This is a genomic window from Glaciecola sp. HA4-3 (assembly GCF_055693685.1).
In genome coordinates this window covers 1,034,919-1,051,088 of the sequence record NZ_CM146340.1, presented here as the reverse complement: position 1 = coordinate 1,051,088, position 16,170 = coordinate 1,034,919, and the positions used below count along the sequence as shown (strand labels likewise).

Annotated in this window: 9 protein-coding genes and 5 pseudogenes; all 14 read right to left on the bottom strand. The window is 40.7% G+C overall.

What is annotated here, in order from left to right; translation table 11 throughout:
- Positions 1 to 9: 9 nt before the first annotated feature.
- The 14 genes and pseudogenes from metH to flhA all read right to left on the bottom strand — a co-directional run bounded on the left by metH (position 10) and on the right by flhA (position 16,091).
- Positions 10 to 2,638: pseudogene (metH, locus tag ACZ1G6_RS05005) on the bottom strand (methionine synthase).
- Positions 2,639 to 2,662: 24 nt separating this feature from the next.
- Positions 2,663 to 3,723, bottom strand: a pseudogene (locus ACZ1G6_RS05000) (homocysteine S-methyltransferase family protein).
- Positions 3,724 to 3,739: 16 nt separating this feature from the next.
- Entirely contained in the window at positions 3,740 to 4,663 is a 924-nt protein-coding gene (locus ACZ1G6_RS04995) for a homoserine O-succinyltransferase (RefSeq protein ID WP_472618327.1), read from the bottom strand.
- A gap of 102 nt (positions 4,664 to 4,765) precedes the next feature.
- Positions 4,766 to 5,212, bottom strand: coding sequence for a DUF2802 domain-containing protein (locus ACZ1G6_RS04990; RefSeq protein WP_472618326.1), 447 nt, complete (start codon positions 5,210 to 5,212; stop codon positions 4,766 to 4,768).
- A gap of 106 nt (positions 5,213 to 5,318) precedes the next feature.
- A pseudogene (locus tag ACZ1G6_RS04985) lies at positions 5,319 to 5,812 on the bottom strand (chemotaxis protein CheW).
- A 47-nt stretch (positions 5,813 to 5,859) separates the two neighbouring features.
- Positions 5,860 to 6,609: a chemotaxis protein CheW gene (locus ACZ1G6_RS04980; protein WP_472618325.1), complete on the bottom strand. Its 750-nt coding sequence runs from the start codon at positions 6,607 to 6,609 to the stop codon at positions 5,860 to 5,862.
- Positions 6,606 to 7,385 (bottom strand): ParA family protein, encoded by a 780-nt coding sequence (locus ACZ1G6_RS04975; RefSeq protein WP_472618927.1) that lies wholly within the window; start codon positions 7,383 to 7,385, stop codon positions 6,606 to 6,608. Before ACZ1G6_RS04975 ends, ACZ1G6_RS04980 begins: the two co-directional genes overlap by 4 nt.
- 106 nt (positions 7,386 to 7,491) lie before the next feature.
- Entirely contained in the window at positions 7,492 to 9,720 is a 2,229-nt protein-coding gene (locus ACZ1G6_RS04970; RefSeq protein WP_472618324.1) for an Hpt domain-containing protein, read from the bottom strand.
- Between the two features lie 11 nt (positions 9,721 to 9,731).
- Complete coding sequence (locus ACZ1G6_RS04965; protein WP_472618323.1) at positions 9,732 to 10,478, bottom strand: protein phosphatase CheZ; 747 nt, start codon at positions 10,476 to 10,478, stop codon at positions 9,732 to 9,734.
- 25 nt (positions 10,479 to 10,503) lie between these two features.
- The gene (cheY, locus tag ACZ1G6_RS04960) at positions 10,504 to 10,887 is read right to left on the bottom strand and encodes a chemotaxis response regulator CheY (protein ID WP_472618322.1); all 384 of its coding nucleotides are present in this window, start codon (positions 10,885 to 10,887) and stop codon (positions 10,504 to 10,506) included.
- Between the two features lie 56 nt (positions 10,888 to 10,943).
- A complete protein-coding gene (locus ACZ1G6_RS04955) occupies positions 10,944 to 11,672 on the bottom strand; it encodes an RNA polymerase sigma factor FliA (protein ID WP_472618321.1) in 729 nt (242 codons plus the stop codon).
- A 21-nt stretch (positions 11,673 to 11,693) separates the two neighbouring features.
- Positions 11,694 to 12,545: pseudogene (locus tag ACZ1G6_RS04950) on the bottom strand (MinD/ParA family ATP-binding protein).
- On the bottom strand, positions 12,542 to 13,957 hold the full coding sequence (gene flhF / locus ACZ1G6_RS04945) for a flagellar biosynthesis protein FlhF (protein ID WP_472618320.1): 1,416 nt from the start codon (positions 13,955 to 13,957) through the stop codon (positions 12,542 to 12,544). Before flhF ends, ACZ1G6_RS04950 begins: the two are co-directional and overlap by 4 nt.
- A 32-nt stretch (positions 13,958 to 13,989) precedes the next feature.
- Positions 13,990 to 16,091 (bottom strand): annotated as a pseudogene (gene flhA / locus ACZ1G6_RS04940) (flagellar biosynthesis protein FlhA).
- Positions 16,092 to 16,170 lie beyond the last annotated feature (79 nt).

Below are 16,170 nucleotides of genomic sequence, written 5' to 3'. Positions count from 1 at the left end.
TATGATCATTTAATCCTGTAAGTTTGGCATTAACCACTTCTTTGCCTTTTCAATAGACCAATCTTTACACGATGCATAATGCTCGAGTTGATCATTTTGTATTTTAGCAACGGCAAAATATCTAGACTCTGGATGAGAAAAATAAAAACCAGATACCGATGCACCATAGGCCACATTGCATAAGAGGAAGTTAGTTTCATACCAATAGTTTCTTCTACTTCCAGCAAATCCCATATCACCTGCTTTTCGGTGTGTTCTGGGCAAGCTGCATAACCTGGTGCAGGTCGAATACCTTGATATTTTTCCATGATTAGTGCTTTATTATCAAGAGTTTCATCAGGTACATAAGCCCATAACTCTTTTCTAACTACTTGATGTAAGTATTCTGCAAATGCTTCTGCAAGCCTATCGGCAATGGCTTTGACCATAATTGAATTATAGTCATCACCTTGTTCTTCATAGCTATTTGCAAGATCATCCTCGCCTATTCCCGCGGTTACTGCAAAGGCACCAATGTAATCTTGCTTACCCACACTTTTTGGAATAATAAAATCACTAAGACAATAATTAAACCCTTTAGGTTTCATGGTTTGCTGTCGCAAATGATGAGCGCGAGATAATAACAAACCCGAACCATCACTAGCATATATTTCAATTGTTTCATCGATACTATTAGCAGGATATATACCGACACGACCTTGTGCTTGAAGCTGTTCATTGTTTTCCAGCATATCTAGCATTGCATTAGCTTCTGCAAACAGCACGCTTGCTTGCTCTCCGACTATTTCGTCTTGTAGAATTCGTGGATATTTACCCGCCAAGGTCCATGTCAGAAAAAAAGGCGTCCAATCAATAAATTGGCGCAACAATGCTATGTCTGCGTAAATGGTCTTAGCCCCAAGAAAAGCAGGCACCAACGGCGCATAATTTTCCCAGTCGCAGGTGAATTTATTATCACGGGCCGCTTGAAAACTAATACTTTTTGTTCTTGGACGTTTCTTGGCATGTTGTTCTCGGACTTTTTCATATTCGTCTTTTATACTTTGTGCGTAAGCCGATTTATGCTCTTGGGAAATCAACTTTTGACATACCCCTACCGCTCTGCTTGCATTGGGGACATAAACAACAGGATGATTATAGTTTTGTTCTATCTTAACCGCAGTGTGCGCCTTTGAGGTAGTCGCACCGCCAATAAGTAAGGGAAGATTAAGTTTCAAGCGTTGCATTTCTTGTGCAACATGCACCATTTCATCAAGCGATGGTGTAATCAAGCCCGATAAACCAATCATGTCAGCGTCTTGGTCAATCGCTGTTTGAATAATGGTTGCTGCAGGCACCATGACACCTAAATCAATGACCTCAAAGTTATTACATTGCAAAACCACACCCACAATGTTTTTGCCTATATCATGTACATCCCCTTTAACTGTTGCCATGACAATTTTGCCATTTGAGCGAGCATCTCCAGATTTTTCAGCTTCAATATATGGCTGCAAATAAGCGACGGCTTTTTTCATCACCCTTGCAGACTTAACCACTTGTGGTAAAAACATCTTGCCTTCACCAAACAAATCTCCCACAACATTCATCCCATCCATCAAGGGCCCTTCTATTACATGAAGGGGTTTTTCTGCTTCTTGTCGGGCTTGCTCTGTATCTTGCTCGATGTATTCAGTAATACCTTTGATTAAAGCGTGCTCGAGCCGCTTGCTGGTATTTAGCTTGCGCCATGATAAATCTTCTTTGGCTGCTTCTTTGCCATCACCTTGATATTTTGGCGCTAATGAAAGCAGCTTGTCAGTCGCATCTATCGTGCGGTTAAGAATAACATCTTCCACTGCTTCTCTAAGCTCATCGGGAATTTGATCATACACTTCAAGTTGACCGGCATTAACAATGCCCATATCCATGCCTGCGCGTATAGCGTGATACAAAAACACGGAATGCATTGCTTCACGAACAGGATTATTGCCTCTAAATGAAAATGATATATTGGATAAGCCACCCGATACATGACAATGAGGAAGTGTTTGCCTGATAACTTTGGTCGCTTCGATAAAATCTACCGCGTAGTTGTTATGCTCTTCGATGCCTGTAGCAACTGCAAATATATTGGGATCAAATATAATATCTTCTGGCGCAAAGCCAACTTTGTTGACCAAAATCTCATAACTTTTGCGACAAATCTCGATTTTACGTTCACACGTGTCTGCTTGGCCTTTTTCATCAAACGCCATCACTACCGTCGCAGCCCCATAACGTTTGATCTTTTTGCTTGCGCAACAAAAAGATCTTCACCTTCTTTTAGACTAATAGAGTTAACTATCGCCTTTCCCTGTATACACTTTAAGCCTGCTTCAATCACGCTCCATTTTGAAGAGTCAACCATAATAGGTACTCTAGAAATATCGGGTTCAGACGCGATTAGATGAAGAAATTTGACCATGGCAGCTTCAGAATCCAACATGGCTTCGTCCATATTGATATCAATAATTTGAGCACCGTTTTCCACTTGCTGACGAGCTACATCTAAAGCCGCATCAAAATCTTCTGACATGATTAGGCGTTTAAACATAGCCGAACCTGTTACGTTGGTTCGCTCACCGATGTTGATAAATGTTGAAAAACCTTGTGACACTGCAATTTCCAAAAATTAGTTTTATTAATAAGTAAAAGGCTCAAGCCCTGATAAGCGCATTTTTATTTCAATAGACTTAGGCGGACGTGGCTGATGATTGGCAACAACTCGACTAATTTGTGTAATATGTTCTGGCGTACTACCACAACACCCCCCACAATATTAACTAGGCCACTTTGCGCCCACTCACCAATATGGGCTGCCATTTCTTGGGCGTCCATATCATATTCTCCAAACTCATTTGGTAAACCAGCATTGGGATGAGCCGAAACTAAACAATCACTAACACGTGATAACTCAGCGACATATTGACGCAATAAATCAGGCCCGAGTGCGCAATTGAGTCCCATTGAAATCGGGTTGATATGACGCATCGAATTGTAAAATGCTTCTGTCGTTTGTCCCGATAACGTTCTTCCTGAGGCGTCGGTAATAGTACCTGAAACCATAACAGGCAGACGCACATCAAGATTTTCAAATACCTCTTCAACTGCATAAGCAGCTGCTTTAGCATTTAAGGTATCAAAAATTGTTTCAAGCATTATTAGGTCGACCTTACCTTCAATTAAGGCCTGAGTCGCTTCTTTATAATTAACAACAAGCTCGTCAAAATTTACATTTCGGTTTGATGGGTCGTTTACATCTGGCGATATTGAAGCCGTTCGGCTTGTCGGTCCTAAAACCCCTGCAACGAACCTAGGCTTGTTAGGTGTTTTTTGCGTCATTTCGTCACATGCTTGTCGAGCAAGTGCCGCGGCTGCGAGGTTAATCTTTACAACTTCATCTTGCATGTCATAGTCAGACATCGAAATCGCGGTCGCGTTAAAAGTATTGGTTTCAATAATATCCGCGCCCGCTAACAAATATGCCGTATGAATATCTTTGATCAACGAAGCTTGTGTAATCGATAGCAAATCATTATTACCTTTAAGATCGCAGTGCCAATCAGCATATTGATGACCTCGGTAGTCTTGCTCACTTAATTTATGGTCTTGAATCATTGTGCCCATACCGCCATCAAGCACAAGAATGCGTTGCTTAGCTATATCATACAGTTGTTGACTGATATCTGATGTTGTTTCCATGTTGATCGATCTTCTCTTAGCGTCCGCTCAATTGACTTAAGTCATAAGGGGTAGTTTGATAAACGTAATAATTTAGCCAGTTTGTAAATAGCAAATTACCATGAGACTTCCATCTCACTTTTACATCTTGTGAGGGATCATTATTATGATAATAATTCACAGGTACGTTTGGCTCTGCGCCTGACTCTTTATCTCGTTTGAACTCTTGATCCAAAGTCAATGGATCATATTCAGGATGCCCAGTAGCAAACACCATTCTTTTATCTTTAGTGGCCGCAAGATAGACCCCCGCATCATTAGACTTTGCTAATACACTAAGCTCATTAACTTGATAATAATCATCATCTGTAATGTAGGATATTCTAGAGTGTGGTGCCCAAAACTCAGGATCAAATCCCCTCATTAACTCATTTTTGTCTTGCAATACTGTATGTGCAAAGACACCCGATAGCTTATGTTGACTGACTTGTTTATTAGTCTGATAAAAATGATACATAGCAGCATGTGCCGCCCAACAAATATAAAAGGTTGATTGCACGTTGTGCTTTGCCCAGTCCATTAACTCACACATTTGAGGCCAATATTTTACCCGTTCATAAGCAATATCACCTAATGGCGCACCCGTCACAATTAAACCGTCGTATTGCTTTTTTTGGGCGCCGCTAAATACAGTATAAAAAGCATTCATGTGTGAAATCGGCGTATTTTTAGGGACTGATTCATCAATGCGAATCAAGTCAATATTAATCTGTAAAGGAGTATTGGATAACAAACGTAGGATTTGAAGTTCTGTTTCAATTTTGTTTGGCATCAAATTCAAAATACCTACCTGCAAAGGTCGAATATTTTGGCGACTTGCGCGAGCACTATCCATTGCAAAAATATTTTCGTTTTGCAATTCCTCTAGGGCGGGTAATTCATCCGGCAATTTAATAGGCATTAGCCACTCCCGTCTTATCACGATTGGGTATGAGTGCCTATTGTGTAGATTACACGCTAAAAGTCAACATATTTACGTCTAGACGTCTAAACATTTAGATGTTTATTTGTTTTCGCGCCGATGTAGGCTAATAAGAATTTCAGCTTCTGCTCTAGGTAGTTCACATGCTTCCATAATATCTTCTAAGCTTGCCCCACTAGCGACTAATTTCGTTGCCTTGCTATACATCTTTAAAGCAGGGTCATCTTGTTCTAGTTTGTCGGTTTGATGTGCAAGTTTCGTGAGTTTATTATCGATATCAGATACACGTGCATCAAGGATTGACACTAGTGTTTGTGATTCATTGTCAACTGCATGGTTGCGCTGACTTAGCTTTTCGTCAATCGAAGCACTAAGCGTCTTATGCGATTGATAAAGATCGTTTATCAGGGATATCGAACGATTTAGACGCTTGTTTACTCGCACTATAAAAACGCATAAAACTAGCACCATACATAATAAAAGCACCATCGATAACATTACGACTTCAGGTGTCAAAAATTCGGCCATATTCAGAAAATCACTTTTGGTAGTAGCGTTGCAAATAGTAATATGAATATAGCAAAACGGCTGGTAAAAACCAGCCGCTTGCTAAAACTCTATGACATGTAAATGTCTATAATGACATCACATCATCCCAGTCTTCATCTGAAAGTAGCTTATTTAAATCAACTAAAATAAGTAACTCATCTCCTTGATTACTGACACCTTGAATGAATTTAGCACTCTCTTCTGTTCCCACATTTGGCGCACTGTCGATTTCTGAAAGTTTAAGGTCCACAACTTCAGCAACACTATCAACCAAAATACCTACCACGTTTTCATCTGATTCAATAATAACAATTCTAGAATTGTCTGTAATTTCTGAAGGAGGTAGTCCGAACCTTGCACGAGTATCAATAACGGTGACGACATTACCTCGCAGGTTAATAATCCCCAACACGTAATTAGGCGCACCATGAGTACCGGGGCTATTTCTGTATACCTAAGTACTTCTTGAACCTGCATAACATTGATGCCGTAAGTCTCGTCATCAAGGCGATATGTGACCCATTGCAATTCTTGTTCACTTTGCTCTGAGTTATTTGATGTAGTTCTTTCTTCAGACATTCGCTGTTGCTCCGCTCAATATCGTTGTGTTGATGTTCATAGTCTTGTTAATTAAGCACAACTTGTACCAAATTTGCACCGTCAATCAGTGCGCACATTTTGTCCTTTACCATACCTGCAAGCCAAGGGCGTTTGGTCATCTGTGAGTCTTTTGACCATTTTAAATCTTGCTTTGACAAAGACTGACTGGTAATTACTTCATCGCAGCATAATGCATAGTCAGACTTACCTAATTGAATTGCATATTGATATGTATCGTCAGTTGTTCGATTTTTATTACCTTTATCTCCTAAAAACCACGCACTGGCATCAATACATTGTAGATTTTTCTCATTGCCCAGCAACACGCCTTTAAACCATCTTGGTTTGCCCGGTAGAGTTTTGAGTTGCGTTATTTTAGTAATACTGCCCAATTCGATTAATGGAATAGCTAATGTAATGTCTGATAGTCTAAATATTAGGACACTAAAATCTTGAGGTAAGCTGTCGAATAAAGAGATAGTTGGGTTTCGCAAACCATCATGGTATATCGGTTCTTTTGTAGGATTATTGCAAGGCTGGTGCTTAGCATTTTCATTATCAAGCTGAACATCTACATTATCATTATCTATCTGAGATATTTTGGTATCAATGTTATCAAATAGTGCAGATAAACTGCTTGTTTTATCCAATAAGACCCTTGGCTCTTCTGGCACTGTACTGTTTGCAGTTTCTTGCTCAATTTGTGTAAAAGTTAAGTCCTGCAAGTAATCATCTAAAGCTTGTTTTGCATAACTGGTATGATGTATTTTTTTCATGAACGTTTCACTTTTATCATAGCTACTTGAGATAAGTCATTAATCAACTTTTCATATGCAAAGGCGCCTTTTGAATGAGGCGCTACTGTAGAAATGGAGCAGCCTTGGACACTGGCTTCTCTAAATTTTGTATCGTTTGGTATATATCCTTTCCACACTATGTCTTTATATCGCTCACGCATTGACTTATATCCTTGTACACAGGCATTTAAGCGACGATCAAACATGGTTGGTACAATTATGACGCTAGGGTTTTTAAACAAACTAGAGCGCATCATATCGATTGTCTTAAGCATTGAGTGCGCACCTTGTATCGCCATATACTCTGTTTGTGTAGGGATAATGATGTGATCAGCTGCGACTAAGGCGTTAACCATCAATACACCTAAACCTGGTGGGCTATCAATTAACACATAATCAAACTCATGTGAGGACTTGTCGATATTTTCAATAATTTTGTTTAATAGTAGGCCCTTGCCTGGAGTATCACCAAGACTTTTATCCAAGGTTGCCAATGCCATATGAGCTGTAATCATCGATATATTAGTGTGACTTGTTGGTAATATGGCGTCATCAATTAGCGACTGTAAATGTTGAGGCGATAATGAAGCCATAAAAACATCATACAAGGTAATATTGCTATCACTATCAAGACGAAAATAATGCGTAAGGGACGTTTGCGGATCTATGTCGATAAGCAAAACTTTATGCCCCAATTTACTCAAGGCCGCTGCCATAGAAACGGCACTCGTCGTTTTACCGACCCCCCTTTTGATTGACCAGCGTCCACGTTTTCATGGATTGAACTACGCCTTATTTATAAATCCGAATCAATACGCTATGCATAGCGTTTCAATAGACTTGGGATATCAAGTATAAGGGCTATCCCTCCATCTGAGGTAATTGTCGCCCCAGCCATACCTGTAGTGTTCCTTGCAGCAAGGTATCTAAAGGTTTGATCACCACTTCTTCTTGACCAATAAGTGAATCAACAACAAAACCAACTTGCTGTGTTCCAATTTGCGTCACTACCACATGTCCAAGTGCACGATCCGATTCACCACCATTTGGGTTCAGCCATTCACTAAGATAGAACAATGGGATTGCCTTTGATCTGACGATCATCGTAAGTTGATTATCAACTGTATTTGTCTTACTTAAATCCATATTGATAATTTCATTTACCGAGCCAAGTGGAAGCGCGAAAGTCTGTTGACCAACCACTATCATCAAGGTAGGCAAAATCGCTAGCGTTAGGGGCACTTTAATTTCTAGAGTTGTACCTTCACCTAAAGCTGAATTGATGCTGACCGCACCATTGAGTTGGTTAATTTTTGTTTTTACCACGTCCATACCAACACCACGACCAGAAATATCACTTATTTCGGTTTTGGTAGAGAACCCGGGGGCAAAAATCAAATTAAAGGCTTCAACATCCGACATTCTTGCTGCTGCATCTGCATCTAAAACACCTCTGTCAATCGCAATGCCTTTTAGCTTTTCAGCGTCCATTCCTTTACCATCATCAGCAATGGTCAATAGAATATGATCACCTTCTTGTGAAGCTGCTAGTTTGACCGTTCCCATTCTAGGTTTACCTGCTGCTTCTCGTTCATCAGGCATTTCAATACCATGATCAACAGAGTTTCTGACAAGGTGAACCAAAGGATCGGCAAGTGCTTCTACTAAATTTTTATCTAAATCAGTTTCTTCACCTTCCAGCACTAAGGAAATTTCTTTTTTCAGGGTGCGAGCCAAATCTCTAACGACTCTTGGGAAGCGGCCAAACACCTTTTTAATAGGCTGCATCCGCGTTTTCATTACCGCACCTTGCAAATCGCCAGTCACGACATCTAAATTTGCAATCGCTTTGGTCATGCTTTCGTCGGCATTGGTAATACCTAAGCTAAGTAAACGATTTCTCACTAGTACCAACTCACCGACCATATTCATTATTTGGTCTAATCGCTTAGTATCGACTCTAACGGTCGTCTCAGCTTGTGGTGCAGCTGGTTTCGAATCTGGTTTTTTGGCAGCAACAGGGGCTTTAGGCTTAGCAGCACTTGATGCTTTATTGTCAGCTTTTGCTGCAGGTTTTTGTGTAGCCGGCTTTTTAGTATCTTGCGTTTTTGGCGCTGCTTTTTGTGCCGTTTTCACATCGTCTTTAGCTTTATTTACCGCATCAGAGTTTGTAGGTACTTCATTGGCAACTGGCGCGGGACCTTGCCCTTTGCCATGCAGATTATCTAATAAAGCTTCAAATTCTTCGTCGCTAATTTCATCATCATCGTTATTGCCCGCGACTGCAGGTGCTGCAGGTTCCTGCGGTTTGGCAGATGACGCATCAGAGGTAGAAAACCCACCCTTGCCATGAAGCTCATCAAGCAGCGCTTCAAATTCATCATCGCTAATATCATCACTACCCGCATTATCATCTGGCTTATCTGAAGACGTATTTGGTTGTGGAGCGCTGGTTTGTGAAGCATTGGTTTGTGAAGAAGTATCTTGGGTAGCACTTGGGCCAGATTTACTGCCATGCAGTTCATCAAGTAGCGCTTCAAATTCATCATCTGTTATTTCATCGATACTTTCAGTGCTTTCACTTTTATCTGCACTTGTATCATTTTGAGGTTCTACAACGACTTCTTGAGGCTCTTCGACTTGCGCTGGTGACTGTTCTTCATCACTTGAAGCCGTAGTAAAAATATCCTCACCTTCTTGCTCTGGTGTGCTTAGCTTGTGCAATATATCGATAAGTTCAGCTGGCGCAGCTTCAAGCGGTTCACGTGATTTTACTTTTTCAAACATGTCTACAACCACATCGGTTGCTTGCAATATCACGTCCATTAGCTCTGGAGTCAGAGTACGTTGACCATTGCGCATAATGTCAAACACGTTTTCAGCGCCGTGACAAATATCGACTAATTCGGTAAGCGATAAAAATCCGGCTCCACCTTTTACAGTGTGATAACCTCTAAAAATGGCATTGAGTAGGTCTGCGTTATCAGGGTTGTTTTCAAGGTCGACAAGCTGCTCTTGAAGCTGCTCAAGGATTTCCCCTGCTTCAACTAGAAAATCTTGTAAGATATCTTCATCCATTTCAAATGACATTATCGAACCCCCTAAAACCCTAAACTAGACAACAAATCATCGACGTCGTCTTGTCCGTTGACCACATCATCTCGAGAAGAGGCGTTTACAATTGGCCCTTCAGCTTTTACCTTATCGTCAGTTTTGATAGAAGATTGAGGTTTATCTCTATTTGTTTCCGCGTCACTAAACGTGGCAAGCATATCAACTAAGTGCGTTTCAACTTCGTTAACTAGGCTGATTACTTGCTTAATCACCTGCCCCGTTAAATCTTGATAACCTTGTGCCATAAGCACTTCCGTTAAGCTATTATTTAATTCTCTTGAATCATCTTTTGCGTCGGTTAATAGTTTGTCTAACTCAACACAAAGTGTTTTAAACTCGCCAACTTCAATTTGGCGGCTCATCAGCTTTTTCCATTCAGGTAATATACTTTCTAAACGATCATTAAGCTGTTCTGCTAAAGGCATACTTTTTTCAACTGCATCCATTGTGCTGTTGGCAGCTTTTTCAGTTTCTTGTATTACATACTCTAAACGAGAGGTGGCATCTGGAATCTCTGATTGCATGAGCATGCTCAAGCGTTCGTCAAGTTGAAAGTTTCTGAGCGAGTCATGTAATTGACGCGTCAACTTCCCCACTTCTGAAAATAATTCGGCTGATTCCTCTAGCGCGATGGTATGAATGATATCGTTAGCAGACTCTATATCTTGCTCTTCTAGAAAAGACACTAGCTGTTTAGCTTGCTCTAAACTTATCAAAGGTTCTTCTTGAGACATCGACAATGCCCTTTTTGTTGGAATATTAACCTAGGCGTTCAAAAATTTTGTCTAATTTTTGCTTGAGTGTCGCAGCTGTAAATGGCTTAACAACGTACCCATTTACGCCAGCTTGAGCTGCTGCGACGATTTGCTCTTTCTTCGCTTCAGCCGTCACCATTAAAACAGGCAAGTGTTTTAACTTGTCGTCAGAACGAATAGCTCTCAATAGATCAATACCTTGCATGCCAGGCATATTCCAATCAGTGACGACAAAGTCAAAATCACCTTGGTTAAGCATTGGCAAAGCGGTATTACCGTCATCTGCTTCTTGAATGTTGGTAAAACCTAGGTCTTTTAGCAGGTTTTTGATGATACGACGCATTGTTGAAAAATCATCAACCACTAGGATTTTCATATTCTTATCCAAAACTACCTCCGCAATGGATCTTTGTTAATTGCTGCATTAATTATTGTTCGACTCAGTTACTGTTCGATTCGCCATGATTGCATTTTTGACTTCAATTTAATCATCGCTTGCGAGTGTATTTGACTGACACGAGATTCACTGACATCGAGCACTTCACCTATTTCACGCAAATTAAGCTCTTCGTCATAATACAAAGACAAAACAATCGCTTCACGCTCAGGCAATGTGGTAATCGCCTTTGCTAATGCTTTTTGAAATGAACCTTGCATCAAGTCTTCAAAAGGTTTATCGGCACCTTTTGATTCTTCCGTAGTTAAAACATCTTCACTGACACCTAAGTCTTCAATTCCGACCAATTTTCCAGCATTAACTTCACCCAACATTTGATGATATGCATCCAAAGAAACCTCAAGTTTTTCAGCAACCTCAGTGTCTCTAGCGTCTCTGCCTGTGGCTCGTTCAACTTGATTAATCGCTTCGGTAATTGCGCGAGAATTTTTATGCACCGAGCGCGGTGTCCAATCCCCTTTACGTATTTCATCAAGCATGGCACCTCTAATTCGAATGCCGGCAAACGTCTCAAAGCTAGCACCTTTGTTACCGTCAAAATTGCGCGCTGCTTCTAAAAGACCAATCATGCCCGATTGAATTAGATCATCTACCAACACGCTTGCTGGCAAACGCGCTAATAAATGATGCGCAATTCGTTTGACCAAAGGCGCATGCTTTTCAACAAGTTGGTTCTTGTCTATTTGTTGTTGATATCCTGTCACTTTAGTACTCACTCTGGTTTACCTACTCGTACTCTAATCTTGGAGAGAAACAAGGTTTTCTATAAAGAATTCCAAATGCCCACCGGCTTGCATGGGAACTGGCCAAGTTTGCAAGTCCTTTGCAAAATTTGATATTGCTTTTGATGCAGGCGAAGTGGGAAAAGCCTCCACAATTGCATTTTGTTTACGCACTGAGTTTCTAATGTTTTCGTCAAATGGCACGATTGCTGCCAACTCAAGAGCAACATCCAAAAACCTGCTTGTCACTTTTGATAACTTGTTAAACAACTCCTAGCCTTCTCGTTCTGATCTCACCATATTGGCAACGACCTTGAATTTGAAAACGCCTTGTTCTTTGTTCAATAACTTTATTAATGCGTAGGCGTCTGTTAAAGACGTGGGTTCATCACACACTACCAAAACAACATCTTGGGAGGCTTTTGAAAAGCTAACCACCATATCTGAAATACCCGCTGCTGTATCAATTAGCAGGATATCGATAGGCGTTTGCAACTCGCCAAATGCTCTGATTAAGCCCGCATGCTCATGAGGGCTTAATTCTGTCATCGCTTTGGTGCCCGATGTGGCAGGCGCAATTTTAATCCCGTAAGGCCCTGTGACTAAGACTTCATCTAGCGTGCAGTCTCCGCTAAGCACGTGAGATAAGTTTCTTTCAACACGTAATCCCAGCATAACATCAACATTTGCCAAGCCTAGATCAGCATCAAGTACCATCACTCGGCTACCATTTTTTGCTGCTGCGATTGCAGTATTAAGTGTGATATTGGTTTTTCCAACACCTCCTTTACCACCGGTAATCGCAACCACTTTTACTTGTTTGCTTTTATTCATGCTACGTAAACTACTTGCTTGATCTTCAATCATAGTGAACTCGCGTTGCTCATTTCATCCATATGAGCGTCGTTGTTGTATTTTTGAAATAGTTTGGCTGCAATTAAGGTAAGATTTGCAGAATCAGCCAGTTTGATATCTTCTGGTACCCGTTGCCCGTCAGTCACATAACTTAACGACAAATCGTTTTCAATCAATACGCTTAGCGCCTCTCCTAAGCTGTAACACTCATCTAGCTTAGTAAATATGCAACCTTGAATATCGGTCGATTGATAGACTTTCACCGTTTGATTTAATACTTGATACTGAGCGCCTGCAGGCAAAACTAAATACTTGCGAATATTAACTGAAAGCTTATTCTCATAGTCGCTTAACTGCTGGATGAGACGACTATCGCGTTGACTGAAGCCTGCAGTGTCAATTAACACTAATTTTTTATTTCTAAGCTGATATAACACATCACTAAGTGCTTGTGAGTTGTGCGCTTTTTTTACTGCACACCCTATGATCTTGCCATAAGTGGCTAATTGCTCATATGCGGCTATACGATAGGTATCGATAGTGACTAATGCTACTTGTTCAGGTCCATATTTTTGGGCATATTTTGCCGCTAATTTGGCAAGTGTTGTTGTTTTACCGGTCCCTGTTGGTCCGACTAATGCAACAACACCCGTTTGATTTAAAATATCGTTGCCCCCTACATGTAGACGATTGGACAACAAGTTTAAAATGTATTTCCAGCCTTTCTTTTCATCTACTTGATGAGGTAAAAACTCAACAAACTGCTTCGCTAATAAAGGGCTAATGCCCATTTTAATAATTTGCTTATGGAGAAAACTATGAACTGGGTTATGACGTTTTTTGCGCTCATCAGACAATTCTGCCACTTGGTACTTCAAGACATTTTTGATCGATTCTAATTCCGCTTTGATATTGTCTATTTGAGACGGTTCTAATACGCTTGGTGGTGGCTGAATACCATCGGCTTGGGTTGGCTGATCCACTTGCTCTTTGGTTTCGACAAACGCAGGAGAGCGAAAAATTCTTTCATCGGCTCTAGGCTCTGGTGCAGCGCCATACTGAGGATGCTGCGAGTAGTGTAATGCGTCTTTTCTATCTTGTTCATTAACGGCATTTGGTGATGATTCATTGTTTGTTTTAGAATGTTGTTTTTCTAGCAACGCTTGTAAACTATCAGGACCACTGTCGCCTATAATCTCGCTAAGACTAGGTGTTGGTTTACTTGGTTGTTCAAACGCCGATTCAACCACAGCTTCGGTCTTTGCCTGCTGCAATGGCATGTGAAACGGGTCAATGGCAACCACTAACTCAACGCCGTCGGCGCTTTTTTTGTTCGACATAATGACTGCATCACCGCCTAATTCGTCTTTCACTTGTTTAAGTGCTTCGCGCATATCTTTGCCAAAAAAACGTCTTATCTTCATTCTATCCTCGAAAGTATCTTATTGATGTCAGATTATTGACCGACAGAAGATACGATTTTTATTTGTTTATCATCAGGTATCTCTTGGTAAGACAATACATGTAAACCTGATACTGCTTGCTTCAAAAATTTTGATAGTACAGGCCGAAGCATACCTGATGTTAGTAATACCGCTGGTTCGCCAGCTAACTCTTGTTGTTCATTTGCTTGTGACAAAGACTGCTGAAGCTTTTCAGCAAGGCCCGGCTCTATACCAGCTCCATCTTCGCCACCCGCTTGAAGTGACTTATGCAACATCTGTTCCAAATCAGGGGCTAAAGTGATTACCGGTACTTCTTCAGCGCCATTGGCTATTTCTTGTACAATCAGTTTCTTAAGTGCAATTCTTAAGGCTGAAACCAACACATCTGGGTCGGTGCTTTTAGGACCATAGTCAGAAAGGGTTTGCACTATAGTGCGCATATCTCGAATAGGTACACCTTCATTTAGTAAAGTTTGCAGTACTTTTACTACTGTCGATAAAGACAATACGTCCGGTACTAAGCCTTCAACTAATTTAGGATGGGTCTTTTCAAGAATATCAAGCAACTGTTGGACTTCTTCATGCCCCAACAACTGATATGCATTTTGAGATAAAAGCTGGCTTAAATGAGTCGCAACGACAGTTGCTGCATCAACGACTGTATACCCTAGTGTTTGTGCATGTTCGCGCTGAGACGGTTTAATCCAAATAGCATCTAATCCAAAGGCTGGATCTTTGACTTGCGTTCCTTCTAGTGTGCCAAATACTTGACCTGGATTAATAGCCAGTTCGCAATCATGTAAGACTTGAGACTCTCCAACTGTCACGCCAAGCATAGAAATACTATAGGCCGTAGGTGCGAAGTCTAAATTATCTCTTATGTGCACAGGTGGCACTAAAAATCCAAGTTCTTGCGATAACTTTTTCCGCACGCCTTTGATACGGGTTAATAGCTCTCCACCTTGCGATTTGTCTACCAAAGGAATTAGGCGGTAACCAACCTCTAAGCCAATAATATCGACTTGCTGAACGTCATCCCAACTCAGCTCTTTTACTTCACTTAATGGGTTAGTATTGTCAGGAAGCGCGTCAATTTTTGCCGCTTCTTTTTCCTGCTGTTTTTTTGCATAGTCTCGGTAAAATGCATATCCACCGACAATCGCTGAAAACATTAAAAATGCAAAATGAGGCATACCAGGGACTATGCCCATAATAAATAAAATCACAGCGGTAATGTATAATGCTTGGCGATTGGCAAGTTGCTCTTTGATCTCATCGCCCATTATTTGAGAGTCATTTTCACGCGTTACTATAATTGCGGTGGCTACCGATAAGAGTAAGGAGGGAATTTGTGCAACTAAGCCATCACCTATAGTTAAAACGGTATAAACTTCCATGGCATTATTAAAACTTAATCCATGCTGAAACATGCCAATAAACAAGCCACCAACAATATTAATTAGCATAATAAATAGGCCGGCTATTGCATCACCTTTTACAAACTTTGAAGCGCCATCCATTGAGCCATAAAAATCTGCCTCCGCCGTTATTTCTTCTCTTCTTTTACGCGCTTGGTCTTGGTCGATATAACCTGCGTTCAAATCAGCATCAATGGCCATTTGCTTACCATAGGCATAGCGTCAAGCGTAAACCTAGCGTTGACCTCTGAAATACGTCCTGCACCTGCTGTGACAACTTTGAAATTGATAATCAATAAAATGGCAAATACAACAACACCTACTACATAGTTGCCACCAATGACAACTTCACCAAAGGCTTGAATGACTTTTCCGGCTGCGTCGCCACCTTCATGGCCTTCAAGTAATACAACTCGGGTTGATGCAACATTAAGTGCTAAGCGCAAAACGGTTGCTACCAGCAGTACAAGTGGAAAAATACCAAAATCAATTGGCCGGCCAGTAAAAACACACACTAATATAATGACCAAAGACAAGGCGATATTGAAGCTAAATAGAGTATCTAAGAGCACAGGTGGCATAGGTAATATCACCATACCCATTAACGCCAACACGATAATAGGAGCACCTAAACCAGAACCAATATTTTTTAATTGATCTTTGTTGACTCTTTGAAATACTTGGGCAAATTGCATAGAACACTTTTTTGACAGCTAATTCAATCTAATAGGGTCTATTACAACTCCCGTGCCAACATTACATCAAAGAGACTAA

Bases quoted from the DNA above. Each gene is read 5' to 3' on its own strand.
- ACZ1G6_RS04995 (WP_472618327.1), bottom strand. From the start codon at position 4,663: ATGCCTATTAAATTGCCGGATGAATTACCCGCCCTAGAGGAATTGCAA.
- ACZ1G6_RS04990 (WP_472618326.1), bottom strand. From the start codon at position 5,212: ATGGCCGAATTTTTGACACCTGAAGTCGTAATGTTATCGATGGTGCTT.
- ACZ1G6_RS04980 (WP_472618325.1), bottom strand. From the start codon at position 6,609: ATGAAAAAAATACATCATACCAGTTATGCAAAACAAGCTTTAGATGAT.
- ACZ1G6_RS04970 (WP_472618324.1), bottom strand. From the start codon at position 9,720: ATGTCATTTGAAATGGATGAAGATATCTTACAAGATTTTCTAGTTGAA.
- ACZ1G6_RS04965 (WP_472618323.1), bottom strand. From the start codon at position 10,478: ATGTCTCAAGAAGAACCTTTGATAAGTTTAGAGCAAGCTAAACAGCTA.
- flhF (WP_472618320.1), bottom strand. From the start codon at position 13,957: ATGAAGATAAGACGTTTTTTTGGCAAAGATATGCGCGAAGCACTTAAA.